Raw genomic sequence first — 25,885 nt, 5'->3', positions numbered from 1 at the left:
GTATGCCAGCAACCGTCGACCTTGAATCAGAGCGTCTAGCTGCTGTGCTGCGCAACGCGGATCCGGACGGATCGCGCGCACACGGGGCGCTCATGGCCACACGCGATTTCCTCTTCGCTAGGCATCGCCCCGGTGAGCGGCTCTTCGCCGTCGAGGAGGACAATTTCCTGGAAATTCTGGTTATTCATCTGCGTCGCAGGTTTGACGAAGTTCTCGATGACGGCAAGCACACGGAATGGTCACTGGGCGGGAGCGACGTAGACTACGCGCTGTGGCCTGCGAGCGCGGCGCCGCAAACTCATAACTCCTACGTCGTGTACCTTGACGCTGGGGTAGACGGCGTTGCGCTGGCATGGGGCATCGGGAAGCGCGCGGACACTATCTGTTGGGTCTAGCGGCATTCCACTTCCATACCGAGAACGAATGTGCGCGCCGAGCTTTCTAATACGAACACCCCTTCGAATGCCCACGCCCCATGTCGCGCCTCGCAATAATATGAAAGGGCACAGTGCGCGTGACGGCCTTTCCAGCCACGCTTCCCGCACACTCCCCTATTCCCTAGCTTCAAGGAGGCCCCTATGATTGGCGCAATTATTGGAGACATTGCAGGCAGCGACTACGAGTTCAACCCCGTGAGCACGTATGACTTCGAGCTCTTCCCGTCGGATTCCAGCTTTACGGACGACTCCATCCTCACGGTTGCCGTGGGTGCAGCATTGCTCGAGGCAGGCTCCGATGAGGCAGCGCTCGCCGAGGCGCTTATCGATGCCTTCCATCGTTACGGCGCAAAGTACCCCACGCCGAAAGGTGCCTATGGCGGTAGCTTCAGCGAGTGGCTGCGCTCCGGCAAGCGCGAGCCGTATAACTCGTGGGGCAACGGGTCCGCCATGCGCGTCTCCGCCGTCATCGATTATGCGCGGAGCCTCGAGGAAGCCGAGGACCTCGCACGCATCACTGCGTCCGTCACTCACAACCACGAGGAAGGCATCAAGGGCGCGCAGGCCACCGCGGCGGCCGGCTACCTTGCCCGCACCGGCTCACCAGCGGCAGAGATTCGCGAGTACATCTCGCGAGCCTACGGTTATGACCTCACCCGGACGTGCGCCAGTCTGCGCGCGGCCGGGTATGGCTTCGAAGATTCCTGCCAGAAGACCGTCCCCGAATCCCTTATCGCTTTCCTCGAGGCGGACGACTTCGAGTCCGCCATTCGCAACACGATTTACCTGCGCGGCGACGCAGACACCATGGGCGCTATCACCGGCGCGGTCGCGGAGCAGTTCTTCGAGGTGCCACAGCGCTTCGTCGACCACGCACGCGAGACGGTGCCGGAGGAGTTCCTCGAGGTCATCGACGCCATCGAGGCGCGCCGCTAACTGTCCATCGGATTCCCCAGAAAAGGCGTCTGCGCCACGCCACCGTTGATACCGGCACACACCGCTACGACATTCCACCCGACACCAACGAAGAAGCCACGAACCTCATCACCACAATCCTTGAAGACTGAGCCGAGAATCGCGGACTAAACCACATTGTGAAAGTCAGGCCAGAAAATATACAGACAAATCACTGTGTTTTACACGTCGTCACTTAACGTATTGTCAGATTCGGTTGCTACAACTAGGAAATCGTTTTTATTAAGACGGTTATAGGGAGTACTTCTTACCAAAGAACACCTCCCGTTCAGTTGTAGCAAAGGAGAAATCTGGGGTGAATAAACCTTCACGAATTGTGGGGCTTGATATAGCGCGCTCACTCGCCATCATCGGCATGATCATTGTCCATATGGCCTCACTGCTTTGGAGCACAAAGATTGTGCTCTCCGGTCTGCCTTCATCATTGTTCGCCATCATTGCCGGCGCCACCATGATGATTATCGGGCGCAATTACAGCAGCACCACTTTCTTGCGCCTCATCACTCGCGGCGCTCTGATTATTCTCATCGGCCTGGCCTTGTTGCCGGTCGGTGGAGAAATTCAAGTAGTCCTCGTTGTCATGGGTCTGGTAATGATGTTGGTTTCCTGGATGCCAGCACTCGGAACCTGGTGGCGAGTCGGCTTCTTCATCGCCGCGACTATCGCCGCAACAATTAAGTACGCGCCCATGACGCTGCCACAGATTTATCCGCTACTGGCGTGGATCGCATATTTCATCGGCGGCATGCTGCTTTACGACGTCTACCTACGTGGTCGTCTGCAAGGCACTTCTACCTCCGAGACCAGCGCTAATACTCGGTTGAGTGGGATTGTTACCACTGTCAGCGTTGTCATCACAGCCGTCGGCATGTACTTCCGATTTGATCCCGAGATTGCTGGCTGGCTCCGTTTTACCGGCCACACCGGTGTCTTCGGCGAAATCATTCTCTCCGTCGCCGTTGCCGCTATTGTGCTGCATGTGTGCCTGTTCGTAGGCGACCGCTTTGCGACCGCGGTTTACCCGTTCGCGGCCATGGGAACAATGTCGCTGACCATTTACATCCTGCACGTTCTCACCGCGTTTTATTGGCAGCAGAATGTGGCTTTGCATTCCACGTTGTCCGCAGCAGGATTCATCGTATTCTTCCTCGTCATCGCAAGTCTCTGGAAGAAGTTTGTGGGACAGGGCCCTGCTGAAAAGCTCGTTGCCACCGCGATCAAGGCCATTGTTCCTTCTGGGAAAGGGAAATAACCGTGAAGAAAACATCTTTTTCCATCGCAGCACTTGTTAGCAGCACCCTGCTTCTATCTGCCGGCCCGGCTCTTGCATTGGAAAACGGCGAACCCGCACCTGCAAATGCTGAAAGCGGTTCTGTGGCCGAGCTAAGGATTGGCAAAATCGGAAATTTTGGTGACTGCACTGGAGCGCTGGTTGCAGATCAGTGGGTGCTCACAGCACGCCACTGCCTGGAGTCTGTGAACAACGAAGGAACCCAGGCCCGCATCGGCGGGAAGGTCTACGATGCCGATTCTTGGGCACTGTCTCCAGTGTCCGATGCAGGATTACTTCACTTGACCGAGAAGGTCACTGACGCAACTCCGGCGAAGGTTTCCCGCGATATCCCGGCACCTGGGCAGACGGGAACTCTTTACGGTTGGAGCAACAGCTCATCGATGGCCCGATCCGGACAGCTTCCGATGACCAAGATGGTCGTCAATGAGCTGCTGGGCGGAGGCCCCTCTGAAGGAACTCCAGGCGAGGCTGCGCCTGGTGAAGCTACTCCAGGTGAGGCTATTCCAGGCGGTGCCATGGAATCAATGGAAATGCAGCCAGATGCCGTCATGCCAGGTACAGCAATGCCAAATGCAGCTAAGCCAGACGCAGTTAAGCCAGATGATTCCCAAACCGAGTCGATCCCTGCTGGAACCGAAAGCATCCCTGCCGACGCTGCCATGATGCCGATGATCGAAAGCGCCATCCTGGACGCACATTCCGTATCTGGCGCAGGTATGCAGGGCGGCGACTCCGGCGGACCATTCTTCGTCGATGGAAAGCTCGCCGGGCTCGCTACCGCCCAAACTTCCAATGGCGATCCCGACCTGCCCTCCCCCAGTGCGGCAATCACTACCCTCGCAGGCACCGCCGACTGGATTGACGGTGTCACCTCTGGTCGCGACACAGAAAGCGTCCTAACCGCAGAGAACACTCCTGCTCCGCCAAAGACCATTCAGACCAGCGCCGATCACATGTGGGGTTACCTCGCCATCGCGTGCGTTGGCCTGGTTGTCGCAGCAGCCTGGTCGCGCATGAGGAAAGGCCGACAGTAGAACCGTCTAACCACAACCACAAGCCGTCTCCCCAGCAAGTACTGGGTAGGCGGCTTTTATCGGGCTCAAGGAACAAATGTGTGGGATCTGCGGCGTGTCGTCGTAAGGGACAGTTTTCGGGTTAAGGGACAGAAGGGGATGCGGACATTTTTTAGGAATGTTTAGAGTAGCAGTTCGCGCCTGCGTTGATTGATGCTTAATCCATCGAACTCAAGCTTGATTCTATGTTCGTTATAGAAGCCAACATATTCATGAATTGCTTGCTCTAATTCATCACAATGGGGCCACTTACGTCCATAGAACATCTCATTTTTCATTCTGCCGAACAATCCCTCGCACGCTGAATTGTCGGGCGAACATCCCTTCTTCGACATCGAACGCGTAAAGCCGATGTCCTGTGAGGCTTGAATCCAACTGTTGCCCCGATAATGGCAACCTCGATCGGAATGAACTACTAGTTTTGCGGGGTCAGGCGGTGCATTGTTTTCAAGCGCCTGCTTCAGACAGTCGTCGGCAAGCTGCTGATTAGGGTGTCGGCTCGTTGTCGCCCCAACAATCTTTCCATCGAAACAGTCCACTAACGCCGAAAAGTATATTTTCCCGTCATCAGCAGGAAACTCAGAAATATCCGTCAACCACAATAAACCCGGCGCTTCGGCATGAAAATTTCGTTTAACCAGATTCGGTGGCGCCTCCGAAATCTCACCACGATAGGACGAATAGCGACGCCTTTTCTTCACGTAGCGCACCGTGAGTCCTTCGGCAGAGATGATTCGACGCACGACTTTCTCACTGACCTTGATACCCAGTTTCTTCAACTGGATCCATACGCGACGATATCCATAGCTGAATCCAGAATGCTCGACGATTTTGGTTACCACCTCTGTCAGTTCTGCATATTTTGACGGGCCATTTAGGGCTTTGAGCTGGTAATAGAAGCTGGATGAAGAGAGACCAACAATGTCGAGCAACAATGAAATTGGAAAAGAAGACCGTAACGCATCGACCACAATGGCTTTGAACTTGTTACTGAGGTTGGCTGGGTCGATGCTGTCGTCTTTTTTTAATTCTTCCAGTTCTTTTTCTAACACGGCCTTTTCTGCTGATAGGCGTGCTGCCAGCTTCTTGAGTTCAGCCGCATCATCTGGAAGCGATTTCTCAAAGGCTTTACGAGTAACAATGCCGGCAGACTGTTTGCGTTCAGTTGCGCTCATCAAGCCCCACTTTCCTTCTTCGCGGAATCGTTGGGCCCAAGCATAGACGCTCATTTTCGAGTTCAGCGAAAGCTCAGATGCGATGGCCTCAGGAGACATACCAGCGGTAAAAAGCTCAACGGCTTTGAGCTTTGTCGCAAGTGGGTAGCGCTTTAAGGTCGTACGCCGAATGGGGGCAGCTGGGGGTACATCACGCTCTCTGATCCATCGATGGAGTGTCCAACGGCCTGGGTAGCCCAACTCGCGAACGGTCTTGGTAGCAGATTGTGTTCTATCGAATACCTCTAATGCCTTAAGCCGCTGGGCATCCGTGTATCGCACATTAGTCATACGGGAAATCCTCCAAGATTTCGTCCGCATGCCCTTTTGTCCCTTAACCCGCCCCTAGCCCCCCTAGCCCGAAAGTTCAGAAAACATCAAAAGTCCCTCTCCCGAAGGAGAGGGACTTAAGAACTTTGTAGCGGGGGCAGGATTCGAACCTACGACCTCTGGGTTATCGGATTACATTCGAGCCTAACAGGCATTATTCGATTCTGACCATGCTGTTTAGAGGCATTTTCGATCATTTAGAACCATTTAGAATCATCCAGAATCATCCCTCTAGTGCACCATCTAGTGCACCACCTTCAAGTGCCGACTGCATGGCCGAAACGTCGGTAAGGTCCGTGTAGTTTCGGGCGTTCATGGCCTCAGTGTGACCAAAGAATGCGCTGCGAATCTCGGCGGGAACTCCGCGAGCAATTGCTCGGTTGTTGAGTACCGTGCGCCAAGCGTGTGATCTCATAGAAGAAACAACCTCATCTTCCAGTTGAACGCCAATGTCCTTATAGAGCGCCGCACATGCCTTAACGGCGTTGTCCGTCCGCCAGTGCAAGTGCACATCCCCCGGCGCCGGGATAAGCGGATCACCGGGACCAATTGTTTCGATTCGCTCTCGCCAGAACTTTTCGCATCTTTTGTCCAGCATCGGCACGGTACGTCCCCTATGCGTCTTTGACCGTTCCGCCTGAACTGTTATTGCCAGTGAGTTCTGCGTGATAGTTACATCCTCACGGGTAAGCGCGAGCGCTTCACTAATACGCAATCCTGTACCGGCCTGGAGAATAGTTAGAGCGACCGTTAACTCATGCTTCCTAATAGATGTGTGCCGCCTATCCGTTCCCGGCGGTATAGGCCCTGCTGTGTCTCGCACCAAAAGATGATCAACAACAGCGTCATACTGAGCATCCGTAAGCGCATGCGATTGTTTAGGCTTGTTCCCCTTGCGAGTGTCCCCGAGATCTATTGATATGCCTCGCAGTGGGTTATGTTCGATAACCCCTTCACGGATGAGTTGGTCTAACACGTACTTGCTTAAGACCGTGCGCGCTTGTCGCGCGGACTCGGCACCATGGCCTGTCCCTATGTCCTGCAACGCCTTTTCAAGAGTCCTAAATCTCACGGCGTGGCCGATCGTGAGTCCATCAAGATGGCGGCGTAGCTGTGATAAGGCTAGTTCATAGCGCTTTCTCGTGTTCAATCTCAGGCGCGCGGCTTTAACCGCTGGTTCACTCACCTCATCCATAAAGGTCGTAAGGCGTTGCGCCTTCGTCCAGCTACTCGCTGACGTATTGAGGATAACATCAATCTTTTCTCGTGCCTTGGTCCGAAATTCACCTTTCGTCTTCGCGCGGATGTGAATGCGTTTGGAGCGCCCTTCCCAAGTCTTGACGGTGACAAACGCGTCAAACGGCCCTCGTGAGAGCGTGTCCAGGACTCGCTCAACAGTATCTTCGCCCGGCTGTAGTGGTGCGCGTGATGCTTGTTGCCTCTTTACCATACACAAGACTATAGCACCACTTTTGTAATGGTTCGAATGTTGGTAGCCTGGTAAACATGAACACACAACGCCCAGCCCCCTGGGACTCCCCCGAACTCGTACAGCTCCGGCTCGATGATGGCGCAACCCCTGAGGAAGAATATGAAGCTGAGCGCGCAGCGCTCGGACGCGACCTCAAGATCATCAATGCTCGCCTCGAGGAGTTAACTACTCAGATTAAGACCGCACATGGCGATAGAGCGCTTGCCTCGGCCAGGCGTGAACTGAAACTAGCGAAGAAGAAGCTCACAGATCGCCTACGCGTGATTCGATATGGACGACTGCCTGCGCCAGGCCTTATAGCTGAATTGGCGCCCACTGCCTATGCGGGCTTCCACTGGCCTTTACCCTCTAAGACCAATCTCCCCGTTGATAAATGGTTTCCACCCCTGATCAAATAGTTATAACGGTCGAAAATGGTTCACAGCCGTCGATTAGCAGTGTTCTACCACACCGCTCAAGAGAAAACCCCATTACACGCAACAGTGGAGGCACTAACATTGAAACCACGAAGCACACACGGCAGCCGAACGAGGACGCGAGGCAGCGATATACATATAGCGAAAAGAAGCAATTTACGAAACGCGAAAACATAGCTCGAACAGCGGACATGCATTGTGTTTCACTATTTCTCACCCGTTGACGGGCCTCTAATCGAAGTAAGACACCTTGCACTGTTTGTGTGTTATGCCACACATTGACCAGCCTCCACGTCAACCCCCATAGCGAGCACCTTTGCATGACCTGTGCCACCAAGAGCGCCTCGGAACCATAATACGGCTCTTCCGGTTTTAGAGTGCATTGATTAGTTCGCCGGGGGTTCGGGCGTGGCACAAGATATTGGGGTCCTTGGCTTTGTAGGAATAAGGGTGTCTAATCCATCCGTACAAACCAAGGACCTACTGTGCAGCCTAACGGAAATGTCATCGTCGATACCATCTGCCGCACCGCAGAACTAGGAGTTACTATCACCGGGGCCGCAGAACACGGCGATGTCACCGTCATCGAAGCCGAGCCCGTCGAGCCCATCAATGAATGCCCCACGTGCGGTCAGCCTGGAGTATTCCGCGACCACGTCATCCGCAGCCTGGTCGATCTGCCCATCGTCGGCCACCCAACACGCCTTCATGTGCGCCTTCCACGCTACCGGTGCACCAACAAGCGCTGCTTGCAGAAGATCTTCCGCGCGGGCCTTACCTGCGCGCCCGACAATTCAAAGACCACGGACAGGGTGACCCGCTGGATACTGCAACGACTCTGCCTAGATCGGATGAGCGTTGCCGCTGCAGCCAAGTCATTAGGCCTGGGGTGGGATACCACCAACGCCTTGGCCTTAGCCGCTGTCCAGGACTTGATCTACAACGACGAGCACTACCTCGACGGGGTCAAGGTCATCGGTGTTGATGAGCATCGCTGGTCGCACAACCGACGCACATGGCGCGACGGATACGTCACCGTCATCGTTGATATGACCGACCACCACGACAAGGATGGAAACGTCATCCGCCCCGCTCGGCTTCTTGACGTTGTCCCAGGCAGAAGCGCTGACGCGTTACGAACATGGCTGAATAATCACAGCGAGCAGTTCCGCGATCAGGTCAAGATCATCAGCATGGACGGCTTCCAAGGCTATGCCACCGCCGCTGGCGAAGTCATTCCCAACGCCACCCAAGTCATGGACCCGTTCCACGTTGTACGCCTGGCCGGTGACAAGCTCACCAAGTGCCGCGCCAGGCTCCAGTTAGAAACAACAGGCCGACGTGGCCGCAGCAAAGACCCGCTCTACCGCAACCGGAAAACTCTGTTGACCACCGAGGGCTTGCTCACCGACAAGCAGCGCGGGAGGCTTGAGGAACTGTTTGACTTCGACGACGACTACGCGCCGCTACAAGAGACCTGGACCTACTACCAACAAGTCATAAGCTGCTACAACAATCCCAACAAGCAAGCAGCCAAGAAAGCCATGAGCACGCTCATTGACACGCTTGTTGACATCAAAGACGCCGGGATCGCTGAGATCGCGCAGCTAGGCAGGACCATGAACAAACGCCGCAAGGACATCCTCGCCTACTTCGACCACGGAGTATCCAACGGACCTGTCGAAGCGATTAACGGTCGGTTGGAATTCCTACGCGGCATCGCCCTGGGATTCCGCAACCTCGACCACTACATATTGCGGTGCCTGATTCACGCCGCCAACATCCGACACAAAATCAATGCACTCTAAAACCGGAAGAGCCCATAATACCCGTCATGAAATTAGGGAATCCGGGGGGATACGGGGCTTGTTTCACCCTAACTCTAGAGAAAATGAAAAAACACACTCATTGGTATTTACCAACTAATGTGTTTTTTGAAATTTCCACACGGCAGGCGCTGAATCCTACCCCTTATCCCCCTTATTTCCCTGCCCCCGTTTCGACATCTGCCATACGCAAGCCACGTCACTCACAACGTCTATGCTTCTCTACTTTGAAAGAGTTGGACCGAAAAGTGGCTGAATTACGAAACACCACCGCGATCATGCCGATCCACACAGGTCGCAGCCCTGTAGCTTGTTTCGCATTTTTGATTTTCGTAGTTTTACAAAACCACCGGTCAAGCGTTTCGTCCTTTTTTATTATTTGAGCCTCAAGCAACGAAACGATGCAGAACTACGCGACGAACATGCGCTAGGGGGTGCATTTACGCCTGCCTCAACCCAGACTGCTACCCCTTGTCAAATGGCCCGCAATGGGATAGGGTGGTTGTTAGCCTTCCGGGTGTCGCCAGCGAGGTCCCATTTATCGGTCCTACCCCTATTTATCGGTCCTCGAAAATGAAAGTGGAATCACGGATTAGAACCGGACATGAAATAGCTCCTAAGCGCAAACTGCGCAGGCTGGGGTGAATTTTTCATGTCTGGAGACACTTAATCGTGAGTACCCATGTAGATATTCCCCGTCTTTCTGTTAAGCCGACAGCCGCTGCTGAAATGCTTGGTTTGTCGCGCGGCACTCTTGCAAACTGGCGTGCCGAGGGACGCGGTCCCCGCTACATTAAATCTGGTAGACAAATCCTCTATCGCGTCAAATATCTTGATGCTTGGCTCAACGCACAACCCACGATCGGGGGTGCAGCCTAATGGAGACAAAAGAAAGCGCCCCCATCACCGCTGATGAGGGCACCAAAACCACTAACACCGATATTACTACCGTTGACACTAAACCATCAACCTCAAGTAAAGGTTTAGAGTTAGATTCCCTGTCGGATGAGCACCTCGCTGAGCTGCGTGCCTCTGGTATCTCTGATGAGGTCATCGCAAGCTGTGGTGCATACACGGCTTATGCCACTGAGGATCTACCCGAGCCGCTGCAGTGGATCGGCAGGTTCCCAGACGCAGCCCCATTCCTGGTCTATGAACTTCAAGAAGCAGATAAAGGAACGACCTGGCAGGTAAAACCTCAGCCCGGCACTGTAGTACTGGCAGATGGTCGTGCACCCAAGTACATCGGTCCTTCGAAGGACTCCGGCCATCCCGTACCTTCGCTGATCGAGCGGCGCGCAGTCCATGCTGGCACACGCCGTGTGCTGCTGGTTGAGGGTACGAAACAACCCCTGGCCGTGATGTCGATCACTGACGATGACACTGCTGTGTACGCTCTGCCCGGCATTACGTCCTGGCAGGGTGGTGACGCTGGCCCTTCCCCCGCATTCCAACTTGTTGGTGGCCTGCCCACCTACATCATCGCAGACGCTGATGCTGCAGCAAACCGTCTGGTCTATGACGGTGCCCAGGGACTTGGCACACTGTGCCGCCGGTGGGGTGCGACCCCCGTTCGTTTTGTAAATGTTCCTGGCGGCGGCAAGCAAGGCATCGATGACGTGCTCGGTAATATCCCCGCGGATCGTCGCGAGACGATGCTTGAGCTGTGGATTAAGCAGGCAGGCGATAAGCCCTGTCAGAAGCGGCCCTCGATGACTCAGGCACCCTCGCAAACTGCATCAACTCCGCAGGCGGGCAGTATGAAGCCATCCGTCAACTCTGATCTTGAGCCGTCGGTCTTCTACGACACCGTGGATAAGGCCGTTTACGACAAATACGCAGGTACGAGACTGTTTCGTACCAACGACAAGCTCATGGCCTTGGAGAAACGAGACGGACGTAAGAGCCTTGACACCGTTGATCTTCCCTATGCTATTGACCTTGCTGCGCAGACGATTCAGGTCGAACAACACATGGCTAAGAAAGTAGTGGTCAGGCCACTCGGCATGACTGAGGCCGCTGTGATTTTTAACAAGAATCGTGTGTCGAAGTATCCCTCCATTGAGGGTATTGCCGAAGCCCCTATCCTCTCGGAGAGTGGAAATGTTGTCTGTGAGTCTGGCTACAACGCTGAGACGCGTAAGTTCTTGGATCTTTCAGACGATCTCGAAGGCTTCCACGTACCTGACGCTCCTACCGCTGACGATGCTCTGGAAGCGCTGGAGACGCTGTTGGAGCCGTTCTGTGACTTCCCGTTTGCTTCAGAGGCCGATCTCACCCGCGCGGTGTCCATGCCTCTTACATTGCTTACAAGGTCTGTGTGTTCAACGGCCCCCTTGGGCCTCATCTCGGCAAATAACCAGGGTACTGGCAAAAACCTATGTCTGCACGTTGCCAGCATTATTGCGACGGGTCGGGTTGCACAGTTTCAAAAGATTCCCGTCAGCGAAGAAGAGATGGAAAAGGTGCTGTATTCTGCGCTTTTGTCCGGCCGCACCACGTTAATGTTCGATGAGGCTAGTGGGGGGCTGGAGAGCGAAGCGTTGGCTTCGATGATCACCGCCGAGGTCTACTCTGGTCGCATCCTCGGCAAGTCTGAACACAAGTCAGTACCGAACAGTGCGTGTGTGTTTGCTATTGGCAAGAAGGTTGCAGCCCGAAAAGACATGTCGCGCCGTACCATTCCTATTATTTTACATTCGGATTTAGTCAACCCTGAGGCACGTGATGATTTTAAGCATCCAAACCTCAAAGAATGGGTATTCCAGAATCGAAAAAGGCTTCTTGAGGCTGCTCACACGATGATCCGTGCCTGGGTTGTTGCCGGTAAACCCGCACCTCCTTCTGGATATGACGTAGGTAGTTTTGAAGAGTGGTATTTAACCGTAGGTGGCATTCTCGCCTTCGCAGGTCGTAGTGACCTCATGGAGGGTGTGCGCGAGTGGCGCAAGGAGTCGGACGACAGCGAGCTGGAAGATCTTGCCCATATCGCGTGGCTAGACGAGGTTTTCGACGGCAAGCCATTCCGTGCTTTCGACGCGCAGAAGGCTATTGAAGCGCGCAACGTCGGCGGTCAGTTTGTTCCTTTGCCTTCTGGGCTTTGGACAATTGATAACGCCACGGCCCAGCGCCTTGGACGTATGTACACCCGTTTCCAAGACAGGCCCTTCGATGGTTACGTCATGCGAAGCGCTGGGATGGTTAACCATACGAAGCGGTTCCAGGTCGTACGTGTCGATCCTGACGATGACGACGGTGACGATAGCAATGGCGGTAACGGTGGTGACGGTGGCAGCGGTGGTACTCCTCCGCCGACACCGGGACCAACACCAACACCTGCAGAAACAGCAGACGGGCAGGCAGTACCCTCAGCACCCGCCGACAGTACAACCGTCGTGTTCGACCTTGAAACGGGTGACGCAGGTGTTGTGCAGGTCACAGATGATCCAGGATTCGTGCGTCTTGCTGCTTACTCGATCAACGGTGCTGAGCCTGTGACCACCACCGACATCGCTGGTGAACTTATTCCGCTGCTGGAGACTGCCGACACCATCGTTGGTCACAACGTTGTGCAGTTTGACCTGGCTGCACTGCGACGGCTCTATGGCCTCGATGACAAGGCGCTCATCGACGCTGGCAAGGTGCATGACACGATGGTCCTCTCCCAGCTGGCTGCAGGTGGGGACCGCAGCCTCAAATACAAGCTCAATGCCGTAGCTAAGCGCTGTGGTGTGGACGGCAAGTTGCTGGACGACGGTAAGACGGCTCTTGAGGCCCTGGAGGAACGGTTCGGTGGGTTTGACAAGATTCCCGTGGATAACGCCGAGTACGTTGCTTACGCACTACAGGACGTACGCTCAACCTCCGCTGTCTACGAGAAAATGCTGCCTGCTGCCTTGGAAGCTGTCAGCGCAGAGTATCTGCAGCGTGAACACGAGAAGATGCACGCCCTCAGTGTTGTGGAGTCTCACGGCGTTCGAGTGGACATGGTCAAGGTCAAAGAGGCCTTGGCAGAAGAGGCAGCCGTCAAATCTGAGATTCGCACCTGGCTTGTCGATGTGGTCGGTATCCCCAATAAGGGGAAAGAGCCTTGGATGACCAAGGAAGGCAAACAGGCTATCTCGGACTATCTAGATAGTTTCGGCGTTGCTGCGCTACTCACGGACACGGATGAGATCAGTATCAGCGCGAAGGCGTTTAGCCAGCTTGCCGAACAGCACGCAAACGTGCCCGAGATCGTCGAGCTGGCAGCCAAGATGGAGAAACTGCTTAGGTCTTCCACACCGGCCTCGACGGTCATGGAAAACCTTCACGGAGATAGGGTGTATCCGAGTATCCGGGCAGAACAAGTCACAGGCCGTCTCAGTACCACGAAACCCGCCATGGCGGTTTTTGGCAAGCGTAATGAGCGACTCATCCACCAGCGCGAGATGATCCTCCCGGACAACGCAGGCGAGGTGTTGATCTCTGTAGATCTCTCGCAGATTGACGCGCGATGCCTGGCAGCAGGGAGCGGCGATCCTGCCTATGCTGCGCTGTTTGCTCCCGGTCGCGACGCCCACACCGAGATGGCTATTCGCGTCTTCGACGATGCGTCTCGCAGGCCTGATGCGAAGAAGCTAGCCCATGCCATGAACTACGGCATGGGCGCGCAAGGTTTTGCCGCGTACGCCGATATCCCTGTGATGGAGGCACAGAAGCAGCTAGATCGTCTGCGTTTCGAGTTTCCGGGGCTTGAACACTTGAAAGAACACCTACGAAAGCACGCCGAGGCACTTGGTTGGGTTGCCACGGGGTTCGGCCGCCGTGTGGCTGTCAGCCGTGGCTCGGCGTACACCCAAGCCCCTGCCGCCTACGGCCAGGGGACGGCCCGAGACGTGTTCCTCGAAGGTGTAATGAACCTCCCGCAGGAGGTCTTGGAGATGGTCCGCATCTTCGTCCACGACGAGATTGTGTTGTCGGTCCCGCGTGACCGTGCTGACGAGATCACGCAGACAGTTATGGCTGCCTTCAACGCTGTCACGCTGCCCGGCAAGGACGGCGTAGAAGTACCTGTCTTGTCAGACTTCGCAGGCCCTGCTGAGTCCTGGGCTGGCTGTAAGGACTGACCGAAGATGAGCACGAAACGGCGCACACGTGGACCGCCTCAGGAGTCCCGCGCAACATTCCGAAAACAACTTTGAACTAAGGAGTAAACCGTCATGGGCAACCTGACTTCAACAGCGACAGAAAGCGTGACTGGCGCGCGAACAAAGCAACCACTAACACCCGAGACAGCTGGTGTGCTCGGCGCTGACTGGCAGCGGCTGGCCACAAAGGCCACGCAAGCCGAGAACGACATGCGCGAGGTGGCTGAAGGAGCGCCCGCTGCTTCAGCCGAACGTGATGTCCAAAGCGCCGCCAAGGACATCATCAAAGTCTCTCAGAGGTCGCGCCAGAAAACCAATAACCGTCGCCTCAAGCAGGCGATGGTGTCCCGGACGGTGACCTCGCAGAGGTCACCGTTAAAGAGCCGTAACGATGTTGAGGTGGAGTTCTAAGCATGGCCACGAAGAAAACGAAGATCGAGATCGCTCTGGAGCGAATCGAGGTTGAGAAGCGCGCTCGCGAGGAAGCCAAACGGCGTGAGAAGGAACAGCAGGACAAGCTCCAGATGGAGCTTGGCCGAGTACTCGCCGACGCCGCCGAGAAACCTGCTTCCGAGTGGGCGACATACCGCGACCGGACGGTTGCGGAGTTGCTCGCCGCACTGGGGCTGGAGGTGGTTGGAAAGACCACATCCGATGCCCCACGTGGCGAAGCAGAGCCGGTGGGAGCGGTGCGACCAGCGGGAGATTCTGACCAGCCTGTCGGCTGGTCAGATTAGGGGGTCAAGGGGTCCTCCCCTTGCCAGCCGTCCCCCGAAGGCCCGGTGCCAGCCGGGTGAGCGCCGGAGGTGCTCAGGGCGATGCTGGCCGCCCTTCTTTGGAGCCGACTTCGACTACCACCAGTGCTCACGGAATACGCAGTAATCCGTGAGACGGAGGTAGCGCGAAGCGTGCGAGAAATAAGGGCTATCTCCCAACTCGCGTAAGCGAGTTGGGAGATCTACGTAACACAAAGTAATAAAAGATGAAGGATACGAAAAAATTGAAGTTAGATGGCCCGGTAAGTAAGCGGTTAACGCTGCGTCTCAACGCTGAGCAGTGGGAAGTTGTCAGTGAGGTCGCCAAGCGAACGAACCTGACTCCTGCTGAGGTCATGCGGGGGGCGATATATACCCTTTCCGACCGCCTACCACGTGGGTGGGCTGAACGAATGAACGACCCTCCCGAGGATTTCCAAAACGATGTAAGGCGGCTCTGGAAAGAGATCAACAGCATCGGTGTAAACATCAATCAGCTCTCGCGTCTCGCACACACGTCCGGTGATGCGGAGTTGATGGGCATCATTCGCCTTGCACAGGAGGATTTGCGGCGACTCAAAGAGGCGGTGGGCCGATATGTCCGTCACAACAGTCGATAGGTCAAAGAGTCTCTCCTCGCCCGTCGTCTACGCGGTCTACGGCACACGAGCGAATGCGAAAGCTGGCCGGGTCCGTGCGGCAGCGCTGACCGTCGTCTGCGGCGAAGAAATGAAAAACGACAGCGGCGGGCGCTGGGCCGGGCTCGAGTTCATCGAATCCGGACGCGAGATTATGGGTCGCTACGGCAGTCGCAGCAACCAGGCCATTACGCTGGTTCAATCCTGGTCGCGTGACGAACTCGACGGGGACAATTCCACCGACGTGCAGAAGGCCAATGCCATGGGCGCGGACCTTGCGCAGAGGTTAGCTCCCGGCACACCGTACGTCATCGCCACCCACACTGACGGCAAGTCACGATGCGTCCATAATCACATCATCTTGCTCAACCACGACCTGAATACTGGAAAGGCAGCGCCTAGGCGTACGAGCAACTGGCACGCGGTCAAAGCTATTAACGATTCCGTCATGCGTGACTGGGGCATGAGAACTTTGCAACCGAAGGGCTTTGTCAAGCTCCGACGTGCCGAGCGACTGGCACTCCGAGATGGCAAGAGCGTCGACTCAACTGGTCTGGAGATCGACGAACTGACAGGTGAAACCTGGGCGGATTTCTTGCGTAAACGCGTTGATGCGCTTGTGAGTGACGAGCGGGTCCTCACCGCCCCAGATGGACTACAGAAGGCCCACGAGATCGCCGCCGAGTACAACCTCTCGTTGAGGTCAACAGACGGCGATCTCAGCATCGGCTTGATCGGTGACGACGGCGAGGAAGCGGTCTACACGACACGCACGCCTAAGGGTCGTAGTCGCAGGCGGAAAGCGGCAGACGCTGGCTCGAAATTTGGGCCTGGCTACACCACCAACGGCCTGCGCGACCGTATCGCGGAGGCACAGGCACAACTGGCGGCAGCACTGGCGCGCCAGACGCGAATTGAACGACTGAAGAAACTAAAAGAAAGCGAGGAAGACAGTGATCAAACAAGCGCTTACCGGACAACAACAGCAGGCCCTGGAGACGTACCTCGAAGAGAGCCTCGACCCCGTCCTGGAAGCCCTGGAGACTATGCAGGAGCAGCGCACGAAGGACTCAGCGAAGATGGCCACCGCACTCAAAGCGATGGACGCACTGGAGAGCAGGATTTCGAGCATCGCGGCCTCGGAGGGGGAACTGAACACATTGTCCGAGCAGCAGCAGAAGCTCAACAAGCAGCTGAAGAAGCTCGCTCGGACAACGGTCGGCACAAAGGAGTACGACCAAACGCAGAAAGCAGTCGCAGAAACCATCAGCAGCCTGGTCAACATGCTGACAGATATGGGTCCGGCTATGCGGAACATTCAGAAAACACTGCTCGATCTGGCGAAGATGTACCGAGCAACAATCGAAGTCGCGAAACACCCAGTGAGGCTCAGCGACGAAAGCGCCATGAGCGTCTCGCGCGGCTTAACCAGGCAGTTAACGGCTTGCCTGAGTTCCGGTATTAGGCCCGTGGTTAACGAGTCGTTCGAGCGGGTCCAGACCGACCTCGACAGTACGGTCAACGCAGCCGTTTCACGATTGGAGAAGGAGAGTGCCCGACTCTCGAGAGAGCTGGAGAAGGTGAGCGCAGAGCGACAGAAGTTGGCCGAAGCCATACAGAAAGACACTGATCGGATAGATAACACCAAAAGGTTCGCGCTCTGGTCTGTCCTAGCAGCCCTTATGGCAAGTGTGGGATTCGTGGCCATTGGCGGTCTTGGCGTAGGCGTTATGACGTACCTCGGTTTCCCTGACGGCCTGGGGGCACTTTGGGGTCACGTCGCTGATGCTGAGACATGGTACTCGACGATAGGGTGGCTAACTGTCACAATGACAGTCATTGGCCTCATCGTCGGTCCTATGTTCTACCTTGCCTTGAAACTGACCAGAGACGATTAGCTGGAGAAGAACAAACCCCTTAGGGGACTGAACTCCGGAAAGTGGACACGGGGGATTCACCAAGGTGCGATAGTCAGGGTCGCTGGTCTAGCGGCTCACCAGCTGACGTGGGAAAACAGACTCATCCTGAAGGACTTCCCGCTTCAGTGATGCGTTAAGCGACCCCTCCAACGGGCTGTCCGCATTCACCCCAATCGACCCCACCTACTGGGTGACACCGAACTACTCGGTGTAGGTCTTGCGTGGCATGGCGGAAAGGTTCCTCCTTCCGCCAGCGAAATACTGGTTTCAGTGTGCCCACTATCCGGTGGCCAGGCCCCACTGCATAGGTCAGAAGCTCGGGAACTAAACGAATAAGCCGGACGTTATTAGCCTATACAAGTAATTATTTAGCTCAAGTGAAAGGTTTCACATGTGTAATTATGAATACGACATTTTTGCGGTTCCGACCGCATTTGATAACCGGGATACCCAGGAGGAATTCTTGGATCTCTTCGAGATCGATGAGCAGGAGACGAGTTTCAAGGACACCATCTTCAGTGTGGTCCTAAAGTATCGGGGCAAAATTGCCGTCGCGTCAACATCGAAACTTTATCTTCATCATCTTCCCGAGGACGTGTTGTGTCAGCTTCCGGATACCTTCGCGGAGCCTACCGACGTCAGCTACGAAACCGTGATGCGCATCCTGCGCGACATCTTGCGCAGTTACGAAAGGGGAACCGACGGCCTCAAGGTCCGAGGCGACATCCGCAGGGGTCAGATCTTGCACTTCTGGGAACCGTAACAGGTGCCTGGACTTGTAGAACCAGGGGATCCCGTAGGTGGTCGGCAACCTACACTAGGCTAGACAGGGGCTAAGTTGGATGAATATCATTTCAGCGACATGCAACCTGTACGGACCGATGTAGGGGTCAGCCACGACCTCGGCGACCCCTACCTGCTCTAGGACTTTCGGCAATCAGGCGATCTCGATGTAGCCCTTGACCAGGATGTGCCCGAACCCAAAGCAACTCACATAGTGCACTCTGTAGTGGTTAGCGACATGGCAGTGCGTCATGAAAGATGCCCGCGCCTCACCGGCAAAGCTCTGATGCCGCATAGCCTTGGCACCCCGGGCCCTAGTAATTTTGAAAAATACCCCCGGAGGTTTTTGAACTGGCCCCCATTTGGTGGACACCTGATATCCAGCCCAGTCGGGCGGGGAAGAAAGGTAATCTACCACCATGTCCAGGTACTCCGAAGAGTTCAAACGTGATGCCGTGACCCTCTATGAGAACAACGAGGAGCTCTCACTGAACTCAGCATCAGCAGAGCTCGGCATCAACCGTGCCTCGCTGCATTGCGCGGGCTAGAGGATAAAAATAGAGCGTTTGCTACGCAGCTGGCGAGGAGAAACCCTCCGAGATGACCTGCTGCTGCTCGGGACGTGATGCCATAGCCTTTGACAAGATGATGTGAAGAACAAAAGTGACAATCAGCGCGCCAAGTCCAGCAGGGAAGTCAAGCGGGAGGGCGAACCAGTATTGGAATGCGATCCCGCATAGGGCACCAACAATGAATGAAAGTACAGCAGGCAGGCGAAGCGGAGGCATATGGTTAGGATCTGCGGTCGAGTACTCATCGCGACGAAGTAGGTAATAGTCAGCAAGGATAGGTCCGGCCAGTGGAACGAATGCAGCACCAAGAATGGTGATGAAGTCGGAGAAGAAATATTCATAGAAACCAAGGGAACCGAGAATGGTGCCAACAATTCCAACTAAAATAACGATCTTGCCACGGTGCAGGCGAAGGCCGGCGCTCTCGGCGGCAGGGCCAACGTAGAGGGCATTGCAGTACAACTCAGACATGTTGGTTGTCCACAGAGCCAAGACCCACAGCGTTACGCCGACAATAGTTAAGAATAGGCCTTTTGTAACCATCCAGGTAATAAAATTCGAGTCACCTGTCGAAATTGAACCGACATAACCGACAATATTGAGCAAAGGATTAGTCAAGATAAAACAGGCTGCAGCTCCGATAAACACGTGAGTCACCTTCTTGGCGTAGCGGAAGATATCTACACCCATAATGACACCCGCAATCCATGCACCAAGCATGATTGTCACGCCCGTGCCTTGGGACATGCCCGAACGGGTTGAAGCTTCATCAATTACCTTATCAAATCCGCCAAATTCACCAACCATCAAGACCGCGGCTACCAGTGCAACGATGAGAACAAATGGTGCAGCCCAGCCTGAAATCGTTTCGATAGCCGTGATGCCCCTCCACGCGGAGTAGGTAAACACAGCGCCCCAGAACAGGCACAAAAGCACGTATTCAAGAGACAACCCGTTAACAACTGTGATGCCCGTGAGATCGCCTACAGCTACGTCGAAAATTGAACCAACCATGCCTACGATTGACGCAAACCAACCGAGGGTCAAAAGCGCCATGATGAGCATTGGCAAAATCATGCCCATCTTGCCGTAGGAAATGCGAGAAATCAGGGAAAGGTTAAGCCCTGTACGCATTGCCGCGAGACCGAGCAGGAATGTGAGAATAAGAAGGAGGCCCTCGCCTACTGAGATTGCCAAAAGGGCTTGCCCGAATGTCATCCCCTCGGCGCCTCCCTGCCCAGCGAGTTGACCGCCCACAATCGATCCTGTTGGCACGTACCCAAATCCAACCCAGATAGCGAACATCGACGGACGCTACGTAGCCGAGCCCGACGCGGGTCGACTGCTTTTAAGTTTCGATAACTTGTTTATCGACGGCTGGAGCATGTTCCACATTTTCCGTGAGTGGAAGCAGGCCTACGACCACGGCGTAGACAGTCTCAATCCGGCAATCCCCTATTCATTTAAAGACTATGTCGAAGCCACGATTGAACTGTCACACAGCGACATCCATAAGCGTGACCAAGCCTATTGGGAATCGGCAGTGGATACTATTTATCCTGCACCGCAGTTGCCGGTGACCGACACAAACGGCGCTAATACCTCGCAGTTTTGCCGCCACCACGCCCTGGTGGACGCTGCGAAGTGGCGCCGGATTAAGCAACGGGTACGTGAGGAGGGGATGACCGAAGCCGTATTCCTAGCCGAGGTATACGCCGAAGTCCTAGCGAGGTACAGCGATGAGCCGCGACTTAGCATCAACCTGACCCGGTTCGACCGCACTCGGTTCGCCCCCGAGGTTGACCACATAGTTGGCGACTTCACCAGCCTATCTATTCTCAGCGTGGATACCCAGTGTGCACCATCGTTCCGGGACCGCGCTGCAGCGCTACACAGGCGCATGTTCAGCAATCTCGATCACGGCAGTGTCTCCGGCGTGTCGGTGCAGCGAATGCTTACTAAGCAACGCGGTGCTCGGGTAACCATGCCGGTGGTCTTCACGTGTGGCCTGGGCGTCGTGGAGCACCCCGAGTCAGATCAGAGTCCTTACCTGGGCGTAATCGATCATGGCCTATCGCAGACGCCACAGGTATGGATGGACCTCCAGGTCTATGAACACGATGGTGGCCTGATGCTGAATATGGACGCGGTCGAGGCGATCTTCCCCGACGACATGGTGGCGGAGCTTTTCACCAGCCTTACAGCCACTCTCTCGCACCTCGCAGAGTCCCCTGAACTCTGGAACGCGCCCACCAGTACCATAGCTCCGACGACCAACGCGCCCACCGCAGATCGAATCAACGACACAGTCCGGGAACTCCCCGGAGCGGATAAGAGCCTACTGGGGCTGTATCAGAAGGGACTTGCCGAGCATGGTGACAACCTCGCGGTGATAGACGCCACCACGCAATGGACATACGAGCAACTCAATGAGCAGTCGGATAAGTGGGCCCAGCTTATTGCTGCAACTGACCCGGCGCCTGGTGATCTCGTTGGCATCATGATGGAAAAGTCCGCACAACAGATCGCAGCGGTACTAGGCGCAATGAAGGCCGGATGCGCCTACTTGCCGCTGAGCGTGGACCAACCGGTGGGGCGTAACACTTCCATCATCAACGATGCGGGTGCATCCATTGTTGCGATGGACCATCCGGACGATGATTTCGCTGCGTTAGCCGAGCACTGCACAGTCATCACTCTGGCCGATGTCGCCCGGCATCGGCCAGGTGACCAGGCCTTAAGCGAATCGAGTCCGACACCCAGCTCGCTTGCGTACGTCATCTACACGTCTGGTACGACGGGCACTCCCAAAGGAGTAGCCATCACCCACGAGTCGGCGGTCAATACGATTGTCGATGTCAACGAACGCCTCGGGGTGACTCCGACCGACCGGATATTGGGGATTTCAGAGCTAAACTTCGATCTATCGGTATACGACATCTTCGGGATGTTCGCGCGGGGTGCTACCTTGGTGTTGCCATCTCCAGCAGACAAACGTGATCCGCAGTGCTGGGCAGATGCCGTAACTACGCACTCGGTGACGCTGTGGAACTCTGTGCCAGCACTTTTTTCGATGTACGTGGAACACCTCCGCGAACGGAGCCTCATTGGTTCCTCCGTACGGTCGGCACTACTCAGCGGAGATTGGATACCTGTAAATATCGCTTACCAGGTCAGCACCCTCTTCCGGGACTGCACAGTTTTCGCTGCTGGGGGTGCTACCGAGGCATCGATATGGTCAAACTGGTACGAGGTAGGCGTCGATGATGCCTCGCGTACCAGCATTCCCTATGGAACGCCGCTGGCAAATCAGCGAATGTACATCCTCGATGAGGCCCTGAACCCCCGACCCACGCATGTGCCGGGAGACCTTTACATTGCCGGACGTGGCCTGGCCATGGGGTACTGGAAGGACCCAGAGAAGACCGCAGCATCATTCATCACCCACCCCCGCACCGGCGAACGAATGTACCGCACGGGCGACAAGGCCCTCTACAATCACCTTGGTCACATCATCTTCCTGGGGCGCGAGGACGGTCAGGTTAAGGTCAACGGCTACCGCATCGAACTCGGTGAGATCGAGTCAACAGCACGAAAATTCAACGAACTCCGCGATTGCGTCGCTGTCAACGACCATGGCATTGTTCTCTACGTTGTTACGCATGAGGGCTTTAACATGGCAGCACTCAATAACCACCTCGCCGAGTCTCTCCCTGCCTATATGCGTCCACGCGTGATATCACGCATTGATGGGCTACCACGGTCTTGGAACGGCAAGATTGATCGCAAGAGTTTAGAAGGAAAAACCTTTGAACAACCACAAACAAGGGAACGCTCTCGTAATCACCGAGATTCGGGTATCATTACCGTCTTGCAAGAACTCCTCGGGCCCAAGGAGATCAGCATCGACGATGACTTCTTCACCATCGGTGCCGACTCGCTCACGGCCGTGCGGCTTACTAACTCGATTCGTCGAGAAATGTCAGTAGAGATCTCCATACGTGACGTATTCAACCATCCAACGGTCCGAGAATTGTCCGACCTGATCGCCGACATCGTCGGCAGCGACGTAGAAGAAGGCGAAATTTAGAGTTCATGCCACACCTGTTTCACTCACCTGACAAGCCACTTGCCCCCAACCCAGTGCTACGCACAAGCAGCCTAATCTGAAAGGAAACATCATGCCCAGTACTCCCCACACCACCCCGAAAGATGCAAAAGCAGGACGGCTGAACATCACCGACCTGATGAACATCGGCATCTTCTTCGTCATCAACTTGGTAGCCGGCGTGGTCATCGCCTTCATCGGCATCACCCCCATCACCTACGTGATGATCACCAGCGTTCAGGCCCTCATCCTGGGCATCCCGATGATGCTGTTCTTGGCCAAGGTGCACAAGCCCGGCATGGTCTTCATATTCCTTCTTCTCAGCGGCCTCGCCAGCCTGCTGCTTGGTTTAGGCATATGGCCACTGCTGCTCAGCTTGGTCATGGCCGTGTTTGCCGAGTTAATTTTGCGCGCCGGCAAGTATACGAGCGCAATACACAGTGTGATCGCCTATGCCTTTATAGCAGTGTCACCCACCGCATCATATATTCCGCTTTTCTTCACCACTCGGCGCTACATAGAGAGCAGCGGCATGCAGACCAAATATGGTGCTAGTTTCGCGGATGGCCTCACCTCTATTGGCCAGATGACTTGGCTATTCCTCATCATTGTGATAGTAACCTTCGTATGCGGGATCCTCGGCGGGATCCTCGGCCGGCGCATCTTCACCAAGCACTTCCAGCGAGCAGGAATCGCCTGATGTCGCCCACTTTGCCCGGATCAGGCACGCACACAGCGGGACTCCATCTGGACCCACGCACCACGGTGCTGGTCATCCTCGTGGTGTCCTCGGTGCTCATCTCACCGGCCGGGTCCAGTGGGGCGCTGGGCAGCACCGCCCGGTGGATGCTCATTGCCGTTCCCGGGGCACTTTTCCTCGCCTCCGGCATGGTGGCCGCTGCACTGCGATACGCACTCACCTTCGCGGTGCTCGCCGGCTTTCCTGCGGTGGTGGTACAGGCCCTGCCCGAGCGCCACATCATCGTGGACGTGTGCGCTACGTGGTTCGCAGGGCTTTCGCTCATCCTCCCTGGCATCACGTGCTGCTGGTACCTACTACGCACCGTCTCGGCCAGCGAATTCATGGCCGCGATGCAGCGCATGCGGAGCCCCGACGCCCTGACCATCCCCACGTCCATCATGTTCCGGTTCTTCCCGACGATTCTCGAGGAATACCGCGATATCCGCACCGCCATGCAGATGCGTGGCATCTCGGGCCTGCGCAACCCGATCGCTATGCTCGAATACCGCTTTGTGCCACTGTTGGCGTCCGTTGTGAGCATCGGCAACGAGCTGGCTATGTCTGCAGTGACCCGCGGATTGGGCTCGCCTCGCCGACGAACCACGCTGTGCGAGATAGGCTTCCGCGTAGGCGACGCAATAGTCATAAGCGTGCTCGTCGTGTCCCTGATCCTACTACTGGTAAATATAGTGATGCTGCCGTGATAAAGCTGCACGATGTGTCACTATCCTATGGTCAAAACACAGCGGAGCCGGTGCTGCACCACGTAAATCTCACCGTGGCGAAGGGCGAACTAATTCTAGTGTGTGGCGAATCAGGCTGCGGTAAGTCCAGCCTGCTACGCCTGATAAACGGCGTGGCGCACACGTTCTGCGACGCCCAGATTTCGGGGGAGGTGCTGCTGGACGACGAAGACATCACTCATGCCCACCCACACGACATCGCCGAACGCGTAGGCTCAGTGTTCCAAAACCCCAAGTCGCAATTTTTCACGCTGGAAGTAGCCAGCGAACTCGCCTTTGGCTGCGAAAACCTCGGCGTGGCGCCCAACGAGATTCGACAGCGTATTGGGGAACTTTCCGCAGATTTCGGCATGGTTCATCTCCTCGACCGGCACCTGTTCACACTTTCCGGCGGCCAGAAACAAAAAATAGCATGCGCTTCAGTGGCCGCGATGCACCCACAGGTACTACTACTAGACGAACCATCATCAAATCTCGACCTCGCCGCCGTCGATGAGCTGCGCCGCATCGTCGCGCAGTGGAAGACACAGGGCCGCACCGTCCTGATCGCTGAGCATCGGCTTTCCTACCTAGTTGACATCGTGGACCGAGTGCTGGTTATGCAGGACGGGCAGATCGCTCATGATCTCAGCGGCTCGGAGTTTCGCACCCTAGACAAGGCCGAACTGTACCGCATGGGCTTGCGCTCAGCGCAGCAGGTCCCCGAGGTGACCCGCGAGCCACGCCCTTCAAGTGGCACGATGGTGCTCAAAAAGCTACAGTTCACCTACCCCAAGGCTACAGAGCCATCCCTGAGCATCAGCCACACGGAGTTGCCGCAAGGACAAGTCATCGGCGTGGTAGGACGCAACGGGGCCGGAAAATCTACCTTTGTGCGCGTTCTGACTGGCCTGGAATCTAAGGCCACCGGCGTGGTGGACATCAATAACCGCTCGCTCTCGGGTCCCCGGCAGCGCCTGCGCCAGTCCTATTTAGTAATGCAGGACGTAAACCACCAGCTTTTCGGGGAGAGCGTGGAGTCCGACGTAATCATCGGCACCAGTGGACCGGATGGGAAAAACGAAGCGCGCCTTACCGAGGTGCTTGGTGCACTTGATCTCGCGGACAAGCGGGCCCGGCACCCGATGTCGCTTTCGGGCGGCGAACGCCAGCGCGTGGCCATCGCCTCAGCAGTCCTAAGTGAGCGCGAGGTAATCGTCTTCGATGAACCCACCAGCGGGCTGGACCTGTGCCGCATGCACCGGGTGGCCCACCTGCTAGACGCCCTAGCCCGGCAGGGCAAGACCGTTTTGGTAGTAACCCATGACATGGAGCTGGTGGCGCGGTGCTGCGATCTTCTCCTGCGCGTGGAAAAAGGCCGCCTTACCGCCTGCGAACCGTGCGATGATCTCGCACTGGCGCGCACGGTGCGGTATCTACGCGGCCGCGACAGCTAGTCC

General features: G+C 55.9%; 21 protein-coding genes and 2 pseudogenes. 20 read left to right on the top strand and 3 right to left on the bottom strand.

Translation table 11 applies throughout. The features are described from left to right. Positions 1–2 precede the first annotated feature (2 nt). The 4 genes from BN9444_RS04855 to BN9444_RS04840 all read left to right on the top strand — a co-directional run bounded on the left by BN9444_RS04855 (position 3) and on the right by BN9444_RS04840 (position 3,740). Complete coding sequence (locus BN9444_RS04855) at positions 3–395, top strand: NaeI family type II restriction endonuclease (protein WP_066509257.1); 393 nt, start codon at positions 3–5, stop codon at positions 393–395. A 183-nt stretch (positions 396–578) separates the two neighbouring features. Then, positions 579–1,373 carry an ADP-ribosylglycohydrolase family protein gene (locus BN9444_RS04850; protein ID WP_066509264.1) on the top strand — a complete coding sequence of 265 codons (795 nt, stop codon included), beginning with the start codon at positions 579–581 and terminating at the stop codon, positions 1,371–1,373. A gap of 334 nt (positions 1,374–1,707) precedes the next feature. Next, complete coding sequence (locus BN9444_RS04845) at positions 1,708–2,664, top strand: DUF418 domain-containing protein (protein ID WP_066484747.1); 957 nt, start codon at positions 1,708–1,710, stop codon at positions 2,662–2,664. 2 nt (positions 2,665–2,666) lie between these two features. Beyond that, positions 2,667–3,740 carry a trypsin-like serine protease gene (locus tag BN9444_RS04840; protein ID WP_066484744.1) on the top strand — a complete coding sequence of 358 codons (1,074 nt, stop codon included), beginning with the start codon at positions 2,667–2,669 and terminating at the stop codon, positions 3,738–3,740. A gap of 161 nt (positions 3,741–3,901) precedes the next feature. Here the strand turns inward: BN9444_RS04840 and BN9444_RS04835 are convergent, their stop codons facing one another. Both BN9444_RS04835 and BN9444_RS13810 read right to left on the bottom strand, forming a co-directional pair. Next, positions 3,902–5,284 carry an IS3 family transposase gene (locus BN9444_RS04835; RefSeq protein ID WP_077210023.1) on the bottom strand — a complete coding sequence of 461 codons (1,383 nt, stop codon included), beginning with the start codon at positions 5,282–5,284 and terminating at the stop codon, positions 3,902–3,904. 262 nt (positions 5,285–5,546) lie between these two features. Then, positions 5,547–6,773, bottom strand: coding sequence for a tyrosine-type recombinase/integrase (locus tag BN9444_RS13810; RefSeq protein ID WP_231732315.1), 1,227 nt, complete (start codon positions 6,771–6,773; stop codon positions 5,547–5,549). Between the two features lie 56 nt (positions 6,774–6,829). Here BN9444_RS13810 and BN9444_RS14125 point away from each other — a divergent pair, with 56 nt between their 5' ends. From BN9444_RS14125 to BN9444_RS14120, 12 genes and pseudogenes are all read left to right on the top strand, one after another. Beyond that, entirely contained in the window at positions 6,830–7,213 is a 384-nt protein-coding gene (locus BN9444_RS14125; protein ID WP_141681490.1) for a hypothetical protein, read from the top strand. Positions 7,214–7,716: 503 nt separating this feature from the next. Next, a complete protein-coding gene (locus BN9444_RS04825) occupies positions 7,717–9,039 on the top strand; it encodes an ISL3 family transposase (protein ID WP_066509688.1) in 1,323 nt (440 codons plus the stop codon). A 26-nt stretch (positions 9,040–9,065) separates the two neighbouring features. Further along, entirely contained in the window at positions 9,066–9,440 is a 375-nt protein-coding gene (locus tag BN9444_RS15065) for a hypothetical protein (protein WP_233423545.1), read from the top strand. 289 nt (positions 9,441–9,729) lie between these two features. After that, positions 9,730–9,936: a helix-turn-helix transcriptional regulator gene (locus tag BN9444_RS13500; protein WP_077210043.1), complete on the top strand. Its 207-nt coding sequence runs from the start codon at positions 9,730–9,732 to the stop codon at positions 9,934–9,936. Continuing rightward, positions 9,936–14,165 (top strand): DNA polymerase, encoded by a 4,230-nt coding sequence (locus tag BN9444_RS04820; RefSeq protein WP_066512208.1) that lies wholly within the window; start codon positions 9,936–9,938, stop codon positions 14,163–14,165. Before BN9444_RS13500 ends, BN9444_RS04820 begins: the two co-directional genes overlap by 1 nt. A gap of 93 nt (positions 14,166–14,258) precedes the next feature. Continuing rightward, complete coding sequence (locus tag BN9444_RS04815; protein WP_066512205.1) at positions 14,259–14,597, top strand: hypothetical protein; 339 nt, start codon at positions 14,259–14,261, stop codon at positions 14,595–14,597. A 2-nt stretch (positions 14,598–14,599) separates the two neighbouring features. Next, positions 14,600–14,923 carry a hypothetical protein gene (locus tag BN9444_RS04810; RefSeq protein ID WP_066512202.1) on the top strand — a complete coding sequence of 108 codons (324 nt, stop codon included), beginning with the start codon at positions 14,600–14,602 and terminating at the stop codon, positions 14,921–14,923. 245 nt (positions 14,924–15,168) lie between these two features. Beyond that, positions 15,169–15,561: a plasmid mobilization relaxosome protein MobC gene (locus BN9444_RS04805; RefSeq protein ID WP_066512200.1), complete on the top strand. Its 393-nt coding sequence runs from the start codon at positions 15,169–15,171 to the stop codon at positions 15,559–15,561. Beyond that, positions 15,539–16,030, top strand: a pseudogene (locus tag BN9444_RS15525) (relaxase/mobilization nuclease domain-containing protein); the annotation flags it as partial. The gene BN9444_RS04805 and the pseudogene BN9444_RS15525, both read left to right, overlap by 23 nt. A 502-nt stretch (positions 16,031–16,532) precedes the next feature. Continuing rightward, a complete protein-coding gene (locus BN9444_RS15060) occupies positions 16,533–17,477 on the top strand; it encodes a coiled-coil domain-containing protein (protein WP_066512197.1) in 945 nt (314 codons plus the stop codon). A gap of 412 nt (positions 17,478–17,889) precedes the next feature. After that, positions 17,890–18,261, top strand: a complete 372-nt coding sequence (locus BN9444_RS04795; protein ID WP_066512193.1) for a hypothetical protein — start codon at positions 17,890–17,892, stop codon at positions 18,259–18,261. Positions 18,262–18,700: 439 nt separating this feature from the next. Beyond that, positions 18,701–18,814: pseudogene (locus tag BN9444_RS14120) on the top strand (transposase); the annotation flags it as partial. Positions 18,815–18,850: 36 nt separating this feature from the next. Here BN9444_RS14120 and BN9444_RS04780 read toward each other — a convergent pair. Further along, positions 18,851–20,158 carry a purine-cytosine permease family protein gene (locus tag BN9444_RS04780; protein WP_077210040.1) on the bottom strand — a complete coding sequence of 436 codons (1,308 nt, stop codon included), beginning with the start codon at positions 20,156–20,158 and terminating at the stop codon, positions 18,851–18,853. On the opposite strand from BN9444_RS04780, the gene BN9444_RS04775 reads away from it, so the two are divergent. From BN9444_RS04775 to BN9444_RS04760, 4 genes are all read left to right on the top strand, one after another. Next, the gene (locus tag BN9444_RS04775; RefSeq protein ID WP_338078342.1) at positions 20,112–22,943 is read left to right on the top strand and encodes a non-ribosomal peptide synthetase; all 2,832 of its coding nucleotides are present in this window, start codon (positions 20,112–20,114) and stop codon (positions 22,941–22,943) included. The genes BN9444_RS04780 and BN9444_RS04775 overlap by 47 nt on opposite strands. A gap of 91 nt (positions 22,944–23,034) precedes the next feature. Beyond that, complete coding sequence (locus BN9444_RS04770) at positions 23,035–23,661, top strand: MptD family putative ECF transporter S component (protein ID WP_014307391.1); 627 nt, start codon at positions 23,035–23,037, stop codon at positions 23,659–23,661. Then, the gene (locus tag BN9444_RS04765; protein WP_014303365.1) at positions 23,661–24,407 is read left to right on the top strand and encodes an energy-coupling factor transporter transmembrane component T; all 747 of its coding nucleotides are present in this window, start codon (positions 23,661–23,663) and stop codon (positions 24,405–24,407) included. The genes BN9444_RS04770 and BN9444_RS04765 overlap by 1 nt, the downstream gene beginning before the upstream one ends. Beyond that, complete coding sequence (locus BN9444_RS04760; protein ID WP_066511043.1) at positions 24,404–25,882, top strand: ABC transporter ATP-binding protein; 1,479 nt, start codon at positions 24,404–24,406, stop codon at positions 25,880–25,882. Before BN9444_RS04765 ends, BN9444_RS04760 begins: the two co-directional genes overlap by 4 nt. Positions 25,883–25,885 lie beyond the last annotated feature (3 nt).

The organism is Corynebacterium phoceense (genome assembly GCF_900092335.1).
GTDB classification, from domain to species: Bacteria; Actinomycetota; Actinomycetes; order Mycobacteriales; family Mycobacteriaceae; genus Corynebacterium; species Corynebacterium phoceense.
The sequence above is the reverse complement of the archived record's forward strand: the minus strand, read 5'-3'. Positions and strand labels throughout refer to the sequence as shown.

Bases quoted from the DNA above. Each gene is read 5' to 3' on its own strand.
- BN9444_RS04810 (WP_066512202.1), top strand. From the start codon at position 14,600: ATGGCCACGAAGAAAACGAAGATCGAGATCGCTCTGGAGCGAATCGAG.
- BN9444_RS04815 (WP_066512205.1), top strand. From the start codon at position 14,259: ATGGGCAACCTGACTTCAACAGCGACAGAAAGCGTGACTGGCGCGCGA.
- BN9444_RS04835 (WP_077210023.1), bottom strand. From the start codon at position 5,284: ATGACTAATGTGCGATACACGGATGCCCAGCGGCTTAAGGCATTAGAG.
- BN9444_RS15065 (WP_233423545.1), top strand. From the start codon at position 9,066: ATGAAATTAGGGAATCCGGGGGGATACGGGGCTTGTTTCACCCTAACT.
- BN9444_RS04770 (WP_014307391.1), top strand. From the start codon at position 23,035: ATGCCCAGTACTCCCCACACCACCCCGAAAGATGCAAAAGCAGGACGG.
- BN9444_RS04805 (WP_066512200.1), top strand. From the start codon at position 15,169: ATGAAGGATACGAAAAAATTGAAGTTAGATGGCCCGGTAAGTAAGCGG.
- BN9444_RS04855 (WP_066509257.1), top strand. From the start codon at position 3: ATGCCAGCAACCGTCGACCTTGAATCAGAGCGTCTAGCTGCTGTGCTG.
- BN9444_RS04795 (WP_066512193.1), top strand. From the start codon at position 17,890: ATGTGTAATTATGAATACGACATTTTTGCGGTTCCGACCGCATTTGAT.
- BN9444_RS04820 (WP_066512208.1), top strand. From the start codon at position 9,936: ATGGAGACAAAAGAAAGCGCCCCCATCACCGCTGATGAGGGCACCAAA.
- BN9444_RS04780 (WP_077210040.1), bottom strand. From the start codon at position 20,158: ATGTTCGCTATCTGGGTTGGATTTGGGTACGTGCCAACAGGATCGATT.
- BN9444_RS14125 (WP_141681490.1), top strand. From the start codon at position 6,830: ATGAACACACAACGCCCAGCCCCCTGGGACTCCCCCGAACTCGTACAG.
- BN9444_RS04850 (WP_066509264.1), top strand. From the start codon at position 579: ATGATTGGCGCAATTATTGGAGACATTGCAGGCAGCGACTACGAGTTC.
- BN9444_RS04765 (WP_014303365.1), top strand. From the start codon at position 23,661: ATGTCGCCCACTTTGCCCGGATCAGGCACGCACACAGCGGGACTCCAT.
- BN9444_RS13810 (WP_231732315.1), bottom strand. From the start codon at position 6,773: ATGGTAAAGAGGCAACAAGCATCACGCGCACCACTACAGCCGGGCGAA.